Raw genomic sequence first — 15,502 nt, forward strand, 5'->3', positions numbered from 1 at the left:
CAGACAGCCCCCTAGCTGGGCGTCACCCCTCGGAAGATGCGGGTGACAGAAGCCTCGGGTCGTAATCACTTGAAACCAAGACGAACTTCCGATCTTCCGAATCTTTGAGATAAACGGGCTCTCTATCTGCAATCGCCAGAACATCGTCGGCATGCCGCCTCAGAAAGCCGGTGGAGATCGGGTTCTCCCCCGAAGACGGGTTGCAGCCGACCTTCAAGGTGATGGTCTGGCGGGCCAGCGTTTCAGCGGAAACCCCATCGTCCCGCGCCAGTTCACAAAGCCGCCCAAAGAGGTCGTGTGACAGGTTAAGGATCAAATCGGGCATCTTGCCATCCGCTTGGCTTCAATGGGCTATTACACTGTGGCCAGCAGATGCCACTCGTGCAAGCAGCAACCCCGTGCATCCGCACTGAAAGACAGAAGGGGCGCGGCCAGCCGCGCCACATCCATCCGTAAAAGGGGGAAGGAGTTTCGGCTTCCTTCCCCCTGAAGCGAAATAGACAGGGCCGTGTCCTCGGCTATGCCTGCGGGCCGCACCACCCCTGTCGATTTCGCTTCACCCCCATCCTCTCACGCTCGCCACTCGGCAGGGGTAAGCGGGCGCTTACCCTCCCTTTGATGATGACGAAGGTGCGGGAACGGGGCGCTCCGTGGATCAATGAAAACGGAGAGAAACCATGCCGAGACAGGAAAGACTGGAAGCAAAGGCAATCAAGCGCATCCTCGATGCCAGGACGCGCGAGGTCGTCGGGTGGCTCTATGAATGGAACACCGGCGAGATACTGCCGCGCTGGAAGGACGGGCGCAGGGAGAATGTCATTTACGAGTAAGGCCCCGAGGCGCGCGTGGTTGCGTCTTTCGACGTATGGCAGGACAAGTGGTCGGAAACCCTTGGTCATGCACGAACAGCTTGCGCCACTATATCCGGGTGGCGCTCGATCACCTTCAGGAGCAACACCGCAGCCCGATCCGGGCTGCGCCGGTTTTGCTCCCAATCCCTGATGGTGCTTTCTGCCAGCCCATATCGTTCAGCAAAAGCGGACCGAGTAAGCCCTTGCTGCCTGCGGATCGCTGCTACGTCAACGGTCTCGGGCACATAGACAGCGGCAGGTTCCGCATTGCCCCGTGCGATTTCCAGCGCCTCATTGGCGCTCTGGATCAGCTCTTTGCCGAAACTCATGCTAGTGCTCCTTTCTTTGTCGATAGGCACCTGCCAGCGTGGGAAGGATTCTAGGCGATAGCCTATTCGTTCGACTGTTGGCTACTCCCAACGGCAAGGCGGAGATCGAGCACTTTGCGGTTGTCGTTGGCAACCCGCACCCAACCCTTTCGTGTCCGAGCAGCGGCCGTTGAGTGGGCCATGTCGACCGTAGTTCCAGCAGGTGACAACAGATAGAAGAAGACTGGAAGGTAACGAATTATTGCTTTTTTGCTGCGGCAAGAGTTAGTTTCCGTTTTAAAAAGGAAAGTGCTGAGCAGTGCCCGATTTCGATGACCTGATCTCCCGCTTCGGGATCGAAGCGCAACGCCGCCTCTCGTCTGTAGTTTCTGGTCGCCCCGAGGAACAGCTAAGAGGCCCGCTTGAAACCCTCTTTCCTGGGCTCGCCCAGATCTGCGGCCTTGCTGTCTCCGATATCTTCCTCGTGCCCGAGACGCCGATGCCGGAATTGGCCATCCGTCCAGACTTCGCCATTATGCGGCGGCGGGGGGCAGCGTCGGACCTCATAGGCTTCGTGGAGATTAAAGCTCCCGGCAAGGGCGCGGACCCTCGAAGGTTCACAGACGCGCACGACAAGAAGCAGTGGGAGAAGCTGAAAGCCCTCCCCAACCTAATCTACACCGACGGCAATGAGTTCTCCGTCTGGCACGACGGCGAACTTCAGGAGGCGTCGAGTGGGTCCGGCATAGTACGCCTCAGCGGGGACATTCGGACTGCTGGAGGTGGTCTGACGGGGTCTGCGGACCTTGTGTCCATCTTCAACAACTTTCTCACGTGGACACCTACCAGCCCACGCAACGCCCGCGAGCTGGCCCGTATATCCGCCCGCCTGTGCCGCCTGCTCAGGGATGAGACCATCGAAAAACTGGAAGCCGACGACTCCGAGGTCGCCGCGCTGCGGTCCGATTGGCGACAAATCCTGTTCCCGGAGGCTGACGACAAGCAGTTCGCGGACGGTTACGCTCAAGCGGTCGTTTTCGGTCTCTTGATGGCTCGTGCTCGTGGCGTCTCGCTGGCCGATGGTATCGACCATGCGGCGCGCGACCTTCGAACGACGGATTCTCTCATCGGGACCGCGCTTGGATTCCTGACCTCCAATCCCGACACGCTGGCGACCTCTCTCAAATCGCTCACCCGCGTTCTGGACGCTGTGGACTGGCCCACCGTGTCACGGGGCGATGATGATGCATGGCTCTATTTCTACGAGTTCTTCCTCGAAACCTACGACAACAAACTCCGCAAGCAGACAGGCTCCTATTACACCCCGCCCGAAGTGGTGCGGGCGATGGTGCGCCTGACCGACGATATCTTGCGCCACCCCGCCCGCTTTGCCCTGACCGGCGGCTATCGGGCCGACGAAGTGACAGTCGTGGACCCCGCCGTTGGCACTGGCACCTTTCTCTTGGGCATCCTGCGCCATATCGCCGAGCAAGTGGAGGCCGACCTTGGGGCGGGAGCGGTCCCCGGCGTGATGGAAGCAATCGCCCGCCGTCTCATCGGGTTCGAGTTACAGTTTGGCCCCTTCGTGGTGGCTCAACTCCGCCTCCTGAGTGAGCTGTTGGAACTGACCGGCTCCGGGTCTATTCACCCCCGCCTGTTCGTCACCGATACGCTCAGCGACCCCGAAGAATCCCGCGCCCGTCTGCCGTCCCTCTTTGCGCCTCTCACGGCCAGTTACGAGGAGGCGAACCGCATCAAGGGCGAGGAACCTATAACAGTGGTAATCGGCAACCCGCCCTACAAGGAAAAGGCCAAGGGCCGGGGGGCTTGGATAGAGAAAGGACGGGACGGGGAAGCCGCGCCGCTGGACCAATGGAAAACCCCACCGGAATGGGGCGCCGGGGCGCACCTCAAACACCTCAAAAATCTCTATGTCTATTTCTGGCGATGGGCGACTTGGAAAGTCTTTGGCGACCCGCCCGCCGAAGGCGAGGCCCCAAGGCCCGACCGTAAAGGAGTTGTGTGCTTCATCACCGTGGCCGGGTTCCTGAATGGGCCAGGCTTCCAGAAGATGCGGGCGGACCTGCGCCGGGACGCCGATGAAATCTGGGTCATCGACGCCACGCCCGAGGGGCTTCAACCCCCAGTCAATAGCCGGATCTTTCAGGGCGTTCAGCGACCCGTCTGTATCGTCATCGCTGCCCGGAATAGCGACGAAGGAACGCCCGAACATGCCACAGTGCGTTTTCGCCGATTGCCTGCAGAACGTCGAGAGGTCAAGTTTGAGGCACTTGCTGCCATCGGAATCGATGATCCGGATTGGGAAGTTTGCCCGAACCAATCGCGAGCGCCTTTCCTGCCAGCCGCACAGGGAGTTTGGGGAACCGCCGCGCCGATAGACGATATCTTCTTGACTGACAGTTCTGGAGTCCTGCCGGGACGCACCTGGGTCATCGCACCCGACGCCGAGAGCTTACGAGAGCGCTGGCGGCGTATGCGGGATGAGGCCAATCCTGAGCGCAAAGAAGTCTTGTTCCATCCAACCCTCAGAGGAGGTGAGTTGGCAGATCGCCACACCAACAAGGTGGTGCGCGATGGTTTGCCGGGTCACGAGTTCCGCAACTATACCGTAGCCTCCGATACGGACGAGGCCGTGACCCCTGTGCGCTACTCGTTCCGAACGCTGGACCGGCAGTGGATTATTCCCGACAATCGACTACTGCTGTCAGCGCGTCCAGAGTTATGGTCCCAGTTCTCAATATCGCAGGTCTATTTGACTGGCTTGTCGCAGACATCTCCGAACGGAGGGCCGGGCTTGTCTTTCAGCGGTGCTATACCTGACCAAGACCACTACCACGGTCGCGGAGGCCGTGTGTTCCCACTCTGGGCCGATCGAGCCGCCAGCCAATCCAACATTCGGCCCGCGTTTCTTGCCGCGCTCACGCGCAGCCTGAGCAACCCGGTAGCGGCCCCCGATCTGTTGGCCTACATCGCGGCTGTGGCAGCCAACCCAGCCTATACCGCACGCTTTCAATCCGACCTTGTCCAGCCCGGTCTACGCATACCGCTGACCGCCCGCTACGATCTGTTCCAAGAGGGTGTGGAAATCGGCAAGCGTGTGGTCTGGCTCCACACCTACGGCGAACGCTTCACTGACCCCGCGAGTAACCGTCCTGCAGGCCCACCAAGGGCTACAGGAGGGCCCACCATCCCACGGGGCGGTGCCATCCCGGCGGAGCCCGACAAGTTCCCCAATGAATTGAGCTATGACGAGGCCGCGCAACGCCTCTATGTCGGCGAAGGTTTCATTGACAATGTATCACCAGAGGTCCGGGCCTACGAGGTCTCAGGTAAGAACATCATTGACCAATGGTTCAGTTACCGCCGCCTTGACCGCAGCCGTCCGATTATCGGCGACCGCCGCCCGCCGTCGCCGCTAGAACAGATCCAGCCCGACCGCTGGCCCGCGTCCTATACCGAAGATCTCATCAACCTGCTTCACGTTTTGACGCTGTTGACCGCCTTGGAGCTCGACCAGGCCGACCTCTTGGAGCGTATCTGTTCTGGCCCGCTTATTGACGCCGAGTTGCTACGTGCCGAGGGCGTTTTTGACGACGACAGCTCCGCCACGACCCGCGCAGGAGATGACCGACAGGACGAATTCGCGTTTTGATTGTCATGCGTCTGCTGGACGTGCGAAGTTCTCAAGTTTTCACGCACTGCCCTGGATATTCGACCTGTTCAGGTTTCGTCGAAATCCAAGGACTGCTGCGGGTCTTCGGGGGGAAGGTCGAGTTCGGCCGTCCGGTATGCGTCCAACCCAGCGTGCTTTGCGTAGCTGTGCACATCAGCGTCGTCCGAATAGATTGCGTGCGCGCCTTCTGCCTTCGCAATCGCAACGATCTGACGGTCAAACTTAATCTTGGTTTTGGTCGCGTCGGGATTTGCCGCGTCGATACGATGGCCACCGCGCTTGATCGCATCACTCATGGCAATGGCCGCTTCGATTGCTGCCTTCTGGTCGAACGGTGCGATCCTGAAGGCTGCTTGTCCGTTGAGGGTGTCGAGGTATGCCTGCATGGCACCTCCGGCATGGACCAGCACCTCACTCAGGACAGGGGTCGGGATAACGATCTTCTCCTTGTCGACTGAGAGGTTTGCGATCAGATACTCGATCCGCTCGGCCGCCTTCTCTACGGAAATGCCGGTAGCAGGATCAACTGGTGCTTTGGCGTTGGGGTCGAGGACAAGCAGCAAGATCGAACTATCGAAAACAACCATTAGTGCAGACCGTTGCCCTTCTCGCGCAGAGCTTTCAGCGCACCAATCGGATCGTCCATATTGGCCCATTCACTGCCTTTGATCTCACGCATCTGGTCGATAGCGTCTTTAAGATCGTCGGGGGCGAGCACGGTGAAATTATCCACACGAAACTTTTTCAGAATCCAATTGCCATCTTGATCACGAAGCCATCGGCCTGTGCCGAAAATACGCACAGGCTCGTACATATGCTTGGCAAGACGGCGAGCAGTATCGCGATTGGTGTCGATGCCGGTATACTTAATCTCACCGTTCTGTAGCTGAAGGTGTACGGTCTGATCCGCGCCGCTGACGCTGATCAGTATTCCATCGAGCGTGCCTTCCTGATTGAACGGCCCATACGTTGTGGGTTTGGGGCGGTTCACGCCTGGAAAGGCAATGATTTCGGCGCTGTCGTCATCATCTTCATAGACGAAGCCAGTGGCGTTGTCTTCTGCAAGTAAGCGGTCGATCTCTGTCTTTGCTCTTGTTGCCTCCGGGCTCCCATCACCCCTCTTAACCTGGGCGATATGAGCCGCAACCTTCGGCACGTCCTCATGGTCGATTTTCGTTACAAGTTGCGTGCTGCCGGGCTTCAGCGTATCGAAGTGAACGGCAGTATCATGACCTAGCATAGCGGCAAGGTTTTGCATGTACTGAGCCAACCGAGCCATCGGAATGGTCTCGGGCGTGTAGGCTTTGATATACAGCGTGTAGTTCTTGCTCATGGTCTCACTCATCGCGGCCGCTGGGGTTGGACCGCAGTCTTCATCGTAGCATCTAGAGTTGGCGAATGACAATAAAATCCAATGAAGACATGGATTTAGGAAAGGTTGTTGAAATTCAGAATCTTAGCGGGCCCCATGTGCATAGGAGTGCTTCGCTAGGACGGCGCTCCCCCGTTTAGCCTAAGCGTGATTTGGAGGAAAGTTGATGGAACGGCGATTGCACCCTGACAGCCATGAGCTACACGACTGGCCCATATACGGTCCCAAGGACCCGGAGATCGCCAATCTGGTTGACGCGCTCGCATACGACCATGGCCTGCGCGTTGGAGAGATCGAGGAAGTTATTTTGCGAGCGCTACGAGATCGTGTGTCAGCTGAAGAAGCGCGAAGTGGACACAGCTCTACCTGATGGGCTTTCGCGCTTCCGGGTGTGGTGCAAAATGTGGTATGTGTTATTTGTTATAAATATTTATGTAGTGTTATCATATTGATAAATGAAATGTATCGCACCCTTCGTCTCCGCCATCACACATAATAATATCCTTTTTCACCAGGGGTTTGGCGGTGTTATTGGCGAACCTGTTGCGTAGGTTCGCCAATGTTTTGTTCGCCGGGCGTTCCACTTCAGACGCGTCATGGCTTCGTCAGCCATTTCAGGGCGATTTACCTCCTTTGTGTAGGGGGTTAGCTCGGCGAGCGTCGTGTGGCCGGTGACGGTCATGATTTCTCACGGCGGACAGCGAATGAACCAACGACGTCCCACCGAGCGTGTCATTCGGGGACGAGCACGCCGGGCAGAGAGTTGACCGTCATTGTCGCGTCGGGGTCGAAATGGATGACCGACCGGATCGATTCACCGGCTTTCAGAAGGTCGAACGCCGTATTTATCTGGTTGTGGGTCATGTGATGCGTGATGTAGGGATCGACGCTGAAATCGCCGCGCAGCCATTCGTCCACCATGCCCGGCAATTCGCTGCGGCCCTTGACGCCGCCGAACGCCGTGCCGCGCCAGACCCGGCCCGTGACCAGCTGGAACGGACGGGTCGAAATCTCATGCCCCGCTCCGGCCACGCCGATCACGGTGCATTCGCCCCAGCCCTTGTGGCACGACTCGAGCGCGGCGCGCATCAGGCCGACATGGCCGACCGCCTCGAACGTGTAGTCGAGCCCGCCATCGGTCATCTCGACCAGAACCTCCTGGATCGGAGCGTCGTAATCCTTCGGGTTGATGCACTCGGTCGCGCCGAGCGCCTTTGCCAGCAGGAACTTCGACGGGTTGATGTCGATGCCTATGATCTTCGAGGCGCCCGACATGACGGCCCCCTGGATCACGGCCATGCCGACCGCGCCAAGCCCGAAGACAGCAACCGTCGCGCCGGCCTCGACCTTGGCGGTGTTGCGTACCGCGCCCATGCCCGTGGGAACCGCGCAGCCCATCACCGACGCCTTAGACAGTGGCGCCTCTTTCGAGATCTTCGCCACCGAGATTTCGGGCAGTACGGTGTATTCGCTGAACGTGCTGGTGCCCATGTAATGCAGGATCTGCTTGCCCTTGTAGGAAAAGCGCGAGGTACCATCCGGCATCACGCCTGCGCCTTGGGTCTTGCGGATGGTCTGGCACAGGTTGGTCTTGCCGGACTTGATGTAGGGGCAATTCGGGTCCTCGGGCACATAGAGCGGGATCACGTGGTCACCCGGTTTGACAGAGGTCACGCCTTTGCCGACCTCCTCGACGACGCCACAGCCTTCATGGCCGAGGACGCAAGGAAAAAGGCCCTCCGGGTCTTCGCCCGACAGCGTGAAGACGTCGGTATGGCAAAGGCTTGTCGTTACGATCCGGACCAGAACCTCACCCTCCTTCGGGCCTTCGAGGTCGATCTCCTCGATTTCAAGCGGGCGGTTCGGTTCCCATGCGATGGCGGCACGTGTCTTCATGTTTTTGTCTCCCGGAATGGTATTTCAGTGAAGGATGTTGCTCTCAGGTTCGTCCGCTGGGTCGTCGATCGGGTCGAGGACGAGAACGAGGCGCGTTTCCCCCGTGCCTTCGATCGGGGGCGAGCGATGCAGCAAGCCTGAATCGGGTGTCACGGGCCAGAGCGTGCCACGCATGACGAAGGGCGAGCCGGTCGGGACGGTGTGGATCGTCTGCGGGTCTGCGTTTCCATCTGCGGTCACGCCGTACTGCGTGCCGGTGCCGCGATACGTGCAGATGAGCCGCGCGGTGATCCGGTCGACGTGAAAGCGGCGGCAGGCATTGCCGTCGACCACATCGAGGCGCAGGCGCAGCCAGCGGGCGTCCATGACATCCGAGAACATGTCGGAGAGCGCCGAAATGTCGTCGATCAGGCGGCGCCGCTCCGGGCCGTCCGGCAGGCGCGCGTTGTCGCAGGCCGCGGTGACCGCATTGTGAACCGCGGCGGGGCGCAGAATGACCCGTGCCCACGGAAGCCGGGCGGGTTTGAGCCCGTCGATCCAGGTCTGGAACGAGTCGAGCGGCTTGCGGTCCCAAATGACACCGCCGACGCCAGCGTCCCGGACCTCCCGCACACCCTGAAGCGACGTGGTGGTGACCACGCCGTGGTTGCCGGCGGGTTCGATAACCTTGTGGACCGTCATGCCGCGGCCCTCCGCCAGGCGGGGAACGGGTCGGGCAGGTCGGGCAGGTGGTCCGGTCCCGGTGCCACGCTTTCGGGCACCAGCGCCGCGTCCAGCCGCGCCTTCAGCGCCGGCCAGTCGATACCGGCCCCGATGAACACGATCTCCTGCCGGCGGTCGCCCCACGGCTCTTGCCAGTGCGCCCTCAAGTACTCCTGCGCGGCGGCGTGGTCGGGGTGTCGCTCCTTGGGCACCGTGGCCCACCATTGGCCCAGCGGGGTGACCGATGACAGCGCCCCGGCCAGCGAATATTCCGCCACCCAGTCGGGCCGGGTGGCGATCCAGAAATGCCCCTTGGCCCGGATCACGCCGGGCAGGTTGCCATTGAGGATTTCAAGGACTTTTTCGGGGTGGAACGGCTGCCGCGCGCGATAGACGAAGGACGCGACGCCGTATTCCTCGGTTTCGGGCACATGATCGGCAAAGCCGTAGAGTTCCTTGGCCCACATCGGGTGCTCGTGCGCTTTCTCGAAATCGAATAGCCCGGTGTCGAGGATGGCGTCCGCGGCGACGTCGGAATGATCGGTCTCGATGATCCGGGCGTCGGCGTTCAGGCTGCGGATGATCTTGCGCGCCGCATCGGTGCGCTCGGGCCCCGCGTCGGAGACCTTGTTGAGCACCACGACATCGGCAAACTCGATCTGGTCTGTCAACAGGTGAACCAGCGTGCGCTCGTCCTCCTCGCCCATGGTCTCGCCCCGGTCGCTGAGGAAATCGTGGCTGGAGTAGTCCTTGAGCAGGTTCACAGCGTCGACCACCGTGACCATGGTATCGAGGCGCGAGACATCCGACAGGCTGTCGCCGTCCTCGTCGCGGAAATCGAAGGTCGCGGCCACCGGCAGCGGTTCGGAAATGCCGGTCGATTCGATCAGCAGATAGTCGAAGCGTCCCTCGCCGGCGAGCCTGCGGACCTCGTCCAGCAGGTCGTCGCGGAGGGTGCAGCAGATGCAGCCATTGCTCATCTCCACGAGCGTTTCGTCGGTGTGGCTGAGGTTGGCGCCGCCTTCGCGCACGAGGTCGGCGTCGATGTTCACCTCGGACATGTCGTTGACGATCACGGCAACACGTCGGCCCTCGCGGTTGTTGAGGACGCGGTTCAGGAGCGTCGTCTTCCCGGCGCCGAGAAAGCCGGAAAGCACGGTGACGGGGAGGCGGGAGTCTGTCTGTGTCATGCGATGCCTTTGCTTAATGTTATATCATAACGTTTAACCTGCCACTTGGCGGTCGCCAACCCCTCCAATTGGCGCAATCGGAAGAAATCATGCACATGAGGCGGCGCTGATGCGGCTCCGTCCCGCGCCGCGCGCCACCAATGCGGTTGTCATCAGCGCCCTGTTCGGGAGCGCGACGGGATGCTCCGGTGCCGCTTTGACGCCGATCACGCCATCGGCGAGATGACCGACCGTCTCAGAGACTTTCCTAAGCCGCGTCGGACCTACGATGTCCACTATGCACCGTGCCGTCGCCTACACGCCTCTGACAGATCAGGGCGGACCATCGCTTGGTGCCCGGGAAGTTTTGCGGGGCAACCTTTCAGGGCAAGAGGCCTCGCAGCGGCCCCCCGCCGCCGATGGTACTTCACGCGCGTGTCAGGAGGACGATCTGCAGTTGGCGATGCTCTCGCCAAGAGAACGAATGAGCGCCGGATGAAAGCCCGGCCCGGTGTCAAACTCGAGGCCGAGGGGGTCGATCACCGTGGTCCGTGCCTCGGTCCCCTCGTCGAGCCCGGTGAGATCGTGACATTCGTCGGCCCGAACGGCTCGGGAAAGTCGACGCTGATCCTGCGTTGTGAGCCAAGGCTTACAGGATTGCGGCGATGTCGCCCTCGGTGACGTCTGCGATCGGTTTGTGGACCGTCGTGTGTATCTCTCGCAAACCGAGGTGAACGATTCGGATTTCGGTGGTGAAGCCCTCGCATCCGGGGTCTGTGCAGTAAGCCTCGCGCACGGAAACGAGGCATTGCATCCCGGCCCCCAGGTGCCACCGGATCATGCTTTTGACACGCTGAACGTGCCAGAAGGTTCGCGACGCGTCACGAAAGGATCTGCTGATCACCTTTGCCCACCTTGCCTCCCACGACTCATCAATTCCTTCCGGTCGCGGCCTCTCCGACAGAGTGGCCGTCTTTGGCGATCACGCATCCCACGGGCGGGTTGGGCCAGACATGACCCCGCATCTGTTCAGCCAGGTGCAAGGCGCGCCGCATCAAATGCAGGTCAGAGCTGGGTCGGATTTGGAGCATCGCCGTACACCTCGTCAGGATCGAACGTCTTTGCGTCTTCCAGATATTTCAGGGACTGACCGGCTTCCTGACCTACTGGCACCGCTCGATAAAAACAGGATCGGTATCCAACGTGGCAAGATGCGCCCGACCCCGAGACTTCGACCCGCAACCAGATCGCGTCCTGATCATCGTCGATCCGTGCTTCGACGACGTTCTGCACAAGACCGGACGTCGCGCCCTTGTGCCAGAGAACCTGCCGGGCGCGGCTGAAATAGTGGGCTTCGCCCGACTCGAGCGTCCGGCGCAGCGCCTCGGCGTTCATCCACCCGAGCATGAGCACCTCTCCGGACCTTGCATCGGACGTGATGCAGGGCATCAGGCCATCCGATCCGAATTTCGGCGCCAATTCATATCCCTCTTCGATCTGCTCGACGGTTTCACGTGACCCGAACTTCACTTTGTTCATCTCCGCTCCTTGCGATATGTCAGGTTATAACGTACCGTTCGTTGCGCGGCAGGCCAGAATTGTAAAGAGGCACGCATGGCGACCGAAACCTCTGACGACCGGATACCCGTGACCTTGCTCACGGGCTTCCTTGGATCAGGAAAGACAACTCTGCTGAATAACCTCATCCGTGACCCCGACGCCGGTAGGATCGCTGTGGTCATGAACGAGTTCGGCGATGTCGGGCTGGACCACGATCTGATCGAAGAAGCGACCGAAGAAACTGTCCTGATGCAATCGGGCTGCATTTGTTGCTCTATCCGCAGCGACCTTGTCGAGACCATGCGGGCGCTCTTGGACAGAAGGAAAGGGGGCGACCTCGCGTTCGACCGAGTGGTCATCGAAACGACAGGCATCGCCGATCCGGGGCCTATCCTTCATACCCTGGTCGTAGACCAGCAGATCGCTCCGTCCTTCCGAATGGATGGAGTGGTGACTCTTGCCGATGCTGCCGTAGGGCCTCGCACGCTCGATGCCCAGTTCGAGGCGGTGCACCAGATCGCGACGGCCGACCTGGTTGTCGTGACCAAGACCGATCTTGTCACGCCGGACGAGGTTGAGCGGTTCGAAGCTCGTATCGAGGGCCTCAACGCCACGGCCCGCCGCATACACGCCGAGCATGGACGGGTCCCGCCGGGCGCGCTGTTCGGCCTGTCGGCCCTGCGTCCGAGCGTGACATCGGGCGATATCTCGGATTGGCTCGGCACCGAGCCGTCAAAGCCGGACCCGCTTGCGGGGCTTTCGGGCTTTGCCCGGCAAAGCAGCAAGCCGGCCTCACTCCCGTTTGGACAGGCCGGACATCACGCGCATCATGATCATCGGATCTCATCAGCGGCGATTGAAGTCGAAGACCCAATCCCGGCCGGCATCTTTGATTTCTGGCTCGACACCCTGATCGCGATAAAGGGGCCGGATATCCTGCGGATCAAGGGGATCCTGCATGTGGAAGGCCTGGAGCTGCCCTTCGTGTTCCACGGCGTGCAGCACATCTTTGACACGCCGGTACATGTCCGATCCTGGTCCGGGACCGACACGACCAGCCGGGTCGTGGTCATCGCGCGGGACACGGATGCAAAGGGCCTGCAAAAAAGCCTCGAAATCCTGCGTACGCGCCCGAAGGAGGATGGGTCGGATGCGGATGGCATGATGGTGCATACGACAGGGATGTCATTCTGAAAGATGATGCGGCTGCAAAATTCGTCTACCCTTGAAGGAGGGCCGTGCACTCCGCGTGAGACGGGCCATGCGTCTGGCGTCGAGCGCCTTGCTCCCATCGGGAGAGTATATTGACTATAACCGAAGACGACCTTGCCAAGGCACGCGGCTCCTGGGGCGACGGGCTTGTTGCAATCGCGACAGCCTACGAGGCCGGCGGGTTCGACCGGGCGAAGCGGATCGCCGAGCAGATCATAGACTCGGCTTATGCGTTCGACTTCGGGCCCGTCCTGTTCAAGCCGACGCTGAGCGGTGGCGAGAAGACCTTTCGCACGACCAGAAAAGGCGCACTGTCCTATTTCGTCGGAAATGACCCCGAGTATCCCCTCGACGCCGGGTTTGCCCTTCGGGGATGGCGGCAGACCCGCTCGGAAACCGCCGCAAGCGTCATTGACGGGGCCTGCGCCATGTGGATGGGATGGTTCTTCTTCACGGACAAGGATGGCGATGTCGTGAAGACCGACAAGAGCTTTGGATACCGTAAGGATCCAGAGGGCGGTCTGCGCATCGTGCTGCACCACTCGTCCTTGCCGTTCGAAGTCCAGACCCAAGGGTCGTGAAGCGGCACGCCACTACGCGTTTTCGGCACGTCGTCAAACCGGCCAGGCCAATAGCCACCGCGCGCGGCGGTGGCTATCGTTCGTATTGGATCGGGGTCTCTGCCTCGCGTAACCGTCTGTTCCGCAACACGGAACGTCAGGTCCTTGCAGGGCGCATCAGAACTTGAGATTTGCCGTCAGGCTGACCGAGCGGCCCGGTTCCGTCAACGCGATCACGTTACCCAGCCCGACCCCGTCCGACGAGCGGCTGGTGTAGGTCGTGTCAAAGATGTTGCGAACGTCCAGCCGCATCTGCAAACGGTCGAAGCTGCTTGGCGTGTAGGTCGCGTAGAGGTTGGCGACCTCGTAGCCCGACAGCGGCACCGGCGTGTCGCGGTTCTTGAATGCAATTTCCGCCGTGCCGCCGAGGGTCCACTCGTTGGTGATATCGACAGCGCCTTCCAGTGCGATCGCCTTGCCGACCGGGCGGCCAAGGTAATAGGCGGTCGAGCCGATTGTCGTGCTGTTCAGGTCGACATCGGCATCGGTATAGTTCGCCCGGATGAAGCCGTTGGCCCACGTGTACCCGACCGATGCTTCCCAGCCCTTGGAGGACAGGTCGGCAATCTCACCCCGGTCGCCGCCCGAGGGCAGCACGGCGTTGATGTCGTTCACGTAGGTCTCGAAATAGGCACCGCTCAGCTGCCACGGTCCCTGCTCATACCGAAGACCGATCCGGCCCGCATCCGACCGCGACGTGGTGAACCCGGCATAGGTCCACGGCGCGCCGAAATTGATCAGCGCCGCCTCGCCCAGCTCGTACCCGCCCCAGCTATGGGCATAGCCCGCGTTCAGGGTCAGCGCATCGGTAATCTTGTAATCGACCGACCCGTTGGCGCTGAACCCGTCATCCTTGAAGGTCTGGCCGTTGGCGGCCTCGAACTCCTGCCAGTCGTAACGCGCGCCATATGACACCGACACGCGCTCGCCGACATCCTGCCGCGCCTGCGCGAATATCCCGATGTTCCAGTGATCCTCGCGCCCGGAACTGCCGAACGGGCCCGGACCACGGCCAAAGCCCGAGGCGGACTCGTCGAAGAAATCGACACCCACCGACAGGTCCCCACCGGCAATGGCAAAGCGGTTCTTGAACGTCCCGCTGAAGCTTTCGTTTGTGCCGAAGACACCCGACGCGTCGACCTCCTGTTCGTTGTAGCTCAGTTGGAAGAACGGATCGAACCAGTCCGAGGCACTGTCCTTGGTATAGGTCAGCGTATAGGACGTGCGCTTCGAAAGGGCCGGCACAAGCACGCTGGGCCGTCCGGTGACGCCTGCGAAGTCGGGCCGGATGAAGATGATGCCGCCCGGCCCCGCCTGTCCGGCCCGTAGGCCTGTGTCCTCGGTCTGGGACGCCGCGAATTCCAGGCGGTGCCCCGTGGGCGAGGTATAGGCGAACTTGCCCAGGTAGCTGGTCAGATCCGCCTCCGAGCCGGGAACGGTCACGCCGCTGCCATCCTCGTAGCTGCCACTGTCCGACCGCGTGCCGCTCAGCAGGTATTCAAACCCGCCGCTGCGCCCGAACAGCGTCAGCCCGGCGCGCACCTGGTCCTCGTTCGTGCCGAAGGTCAACGTCGTCATGCCGCCGAAATTGTCGCCCTCCTCCAGCAGGTCGGCGGCGTCCTTGGTCTCGTAGGCCAGCGACCCGGCCAGCGCGTTCGGTCCCGCATCCGCCGGCGCCAGGCCCTTGCTGACCTCGACCGATTTCAGCAGCGCGGGGTCGATCAGTACGTTTCCGGTGTGGTGAAACGCCGACTTGTTCTGCCGCGCGCCGTCGATGGTGACCGACAGCAGGCTTTCCTCGACGCCGTTGACGAAGACCTTGTTGGCAATCGCCGCCCCGCCGCTGGTGGTGACAGAGGTTTCCCCGTCGAACACATCGCGGATGGATTGCGGATTGCGCTGTTCGATCTCTTCTTCCGAGATCTCGTCATTGCCCAGAAGCGCTTGCGCTTCCGGCGAGCCGATGCGGATCGTCCCGAGGAAAGTGGCGTCGTCGCCGTCCTGCGCATAGGCGGCAGGCACGGGCAGAAAAGCGGTCGTGATCAGCAGGAGGCTGAGGCGAGAGAGGTTCATGACTGTGTCCCATTTCAATCGTGTCGAAGCTGGGTACGTGCGGTC

14 protein-coding genes are annotated in these 15,502 nt (G+C 61.1%); 4 read left to right on the forward strand and 10 right to left on the reverse strand.

Going from position 1 to position 15,502, the window contains the following annotated elements; translation table 11 throughout:
- Nucleotides 1-22: 22 nt before the first annotated feature.
- Nucleotides 23-325 carry a hypothetical protein gene (locus FIU89_RS03545; RefSeq protein ID WP_071972601.1) on the reverse strand — a complete coding sequence of 101 codons (303 nt, stop codon included), beginning with the start codon at nucleotides 323-325 and terminating at the stop codon, nucleotides 23-25.
- A gap of 352 nt (nucleotides 326-677) precedes the next feature.
- Here FIU89_RS03545 and FIU89_RS22185 point away from each other — a divergent pair, with 352 nt between their 5' ends.
- A complete protein-coding gene (locus tag FIU89_RS22185; protein WP_156874930.1) occupies nucleotides 678-830 on the forward strand; it encodes a hypothetical protein in 153 nt (50 codons plus the stop codon).
- Between the two features lie 65 nt (nucleotides 831-895).
- Here FIU89_RS22185 and FIU89_RS03550 read toward each other — a convergent pair whose 3' ends face one another.
- Nucleotides 896-1,180, reverse strand: a complete 285-nt coding sequence (locus FIU89_RS03550; RefSeq protein WP_071972600.1) for a DNA-binding transcriptional regulator — start codon at nucleotides 1,178-1,180, stop codon at nucleotides 896-898.
- Between the two features lie 298 nt (nucleotides 1,181-1,478).
- Between FIU89_RS03550 and FIU89_RS03555 the strand changes: the two genes are divergently transcribed.
- Nucleotides 1,479-4,832, forward strand: coding sequence for a type ISP restriction/modification enzyme (locus tag FIU89_RS03555; RefSeq protein ID WP_071972599.1), 3,354 nt, complete (start codon nucleotides 1,479-1,481; stop codon nucleotides 4,830-4,832).
- Between the two features lie 68 nt (nucleotides 4,833-4,900).
- Here FIU89_RS03555 and FIU89_RS03560 read toward each other — a convergent pair whose 3' ends face one another.
- The 7 genes from FIU89_RS03560 to hisI form a co-directional block, all read right to left on the reverse strand.
- Entirely contained in the window at nucleotides 4,901-5,440 is a 540-nt protein-coding gene (locus tag FIU89_RS03560) for a hypothetical protein (RefSeq protein WP_071972598.1), read from the reverse strand.
- The gene (locus FIU89_RS03565) at nucleotides 5,440-6,186 is read right to left on the reverse strand and encodes a hypothetical protein (RefSeq protein ID WP_152455658.1); all 747 of its coding nucleotides are present in this window, start codon (nucleotides 6,184-6,186) and stop codon (nucleotides 5,440-5,442) included. The genes FIU89_RS03560 and FIU89_RS03565 overlap by 1 nt, the downstream gene beginning before the upstream one ends.
- Nucleotides 6,187-6,957: 771 nt before the next feature.
- Entirely contained in the window at nucleotides 6,958-8,121 is a 1,164-nt protein-coding gene (locus tag FIU89_RS03570) for an S-(hydroxymethyl)glutathione dehydrogenase/class III alcohol dehydrogenase (RefSeq protein WP_152491318.1), read from the reverse strand.
- Between the two features lie 24 nt (nucleotides 8,122-8,145).
- The gene (locus FIU89_RS03575) at nucleotides 8,146-8,802 is read right to left on the reverse strand and encodes a DUF1826 domain-containing protein (RefSeq protein ID WP_152491319.1); all 657 of its coding nucleotides are present in this window, start codon (nucleotides 8,800-8,802) and stop codon (nucleotides 8,146-8,148) included.
- Complete coding sequence (locus FIU89_RS03580; protein ID WP_152491320.1) at nucleotides 8,799-10,013, reverse strand: GTP-binding protein; 1,215 nt, start codon at nucleotides 10,011-10,013, stop codon at nucleotides 8,799-8,801. The genes FIU89_RS03575 and FIU89_RS03580 overlap by 4 nt, the downstream gene beginning before the upstream one ends.
- Nucleotides 10,014-10,641: 628 nt before the next feature.
- Entirely contained in the window at nucleotides 10,642-10,833 is a 192-nt protein-coding gene (locus tag FIU89_RS22190) for a hypothetical protein (RefSeq protein WP_172978017.1), read from the reverse strand.
- 224 nt (nucleotides 10,834-11,057) lie between these two features.
- A complete protein-coding gene (gene hisI / locus FIU89_RS03590; protein ID WP_152491322.1) occupies nucleotides 11,058-11,531 on the reverse strand; it encodes a phosphoribosyl-AMP cyclohydrolase in 474 nt (157 codons plus the stop codon).
- A 75-nt stretch (nucleotides 11,532-11,606) separates the two neighbouring features.
- On the opposite strand from hisI, the gene FIU89_RS03595 reads away from it, so the two are divergent.
- Both FIU89_RS03595 and FIU89_RS03600 read left to right on the forward strand, forming a co-directional pair.
- A complete protein-coding gene (locus tag FIU89_RS03595) occupies nucleotides 11,607-12,746 on the forward strand; it encodes a GTP-binding protein (protein WP_152491323.1) in 1,140 nt (379 codons plus the stop codon).
- A gap of 110 nt (nucleotides 12,747-12,856) precedes the next feature.
- Entirely contained in the window at nucleotides 12,857-13,345 is a 489-nt protein-coding gene (locus tag FIU89_RS03600) for a phosphoribosyl-AMP cyclohydrolase (RefSeq protein ID WP_152491324.1), read from the forward strand.
- A 156-nt stretch (nucleotides 13,346-13,501) separates the two neighbouring features.
- On the opposite strand, the gene FIU89_RS03605 is transcribed toward FIU89_RS03600, so the two are convergent.
- Nucleotides 13,502-15,457: a TonB-dependent receptor gene (locus FIU89_RS03605; protein ID WP_152491325.1), complete on the reverse strand. Its 1,956-nt coding sequence runs from the start codon at nucleotides 15,455-15,457 to the stop codon at nucleotides 13,502-13,504.
- Nucleotides 15,458-15,502 lie beyond the last annotated feature (45 nt).

This window comes from Roseovarius sp. THAF27, assembly GCF_009363655.1.
GTDB lineage: Bacteria > Pseudomonadota > Alphaproteobacteria > Rhodobacterales > Rhodobacteraceae > Roseovarius.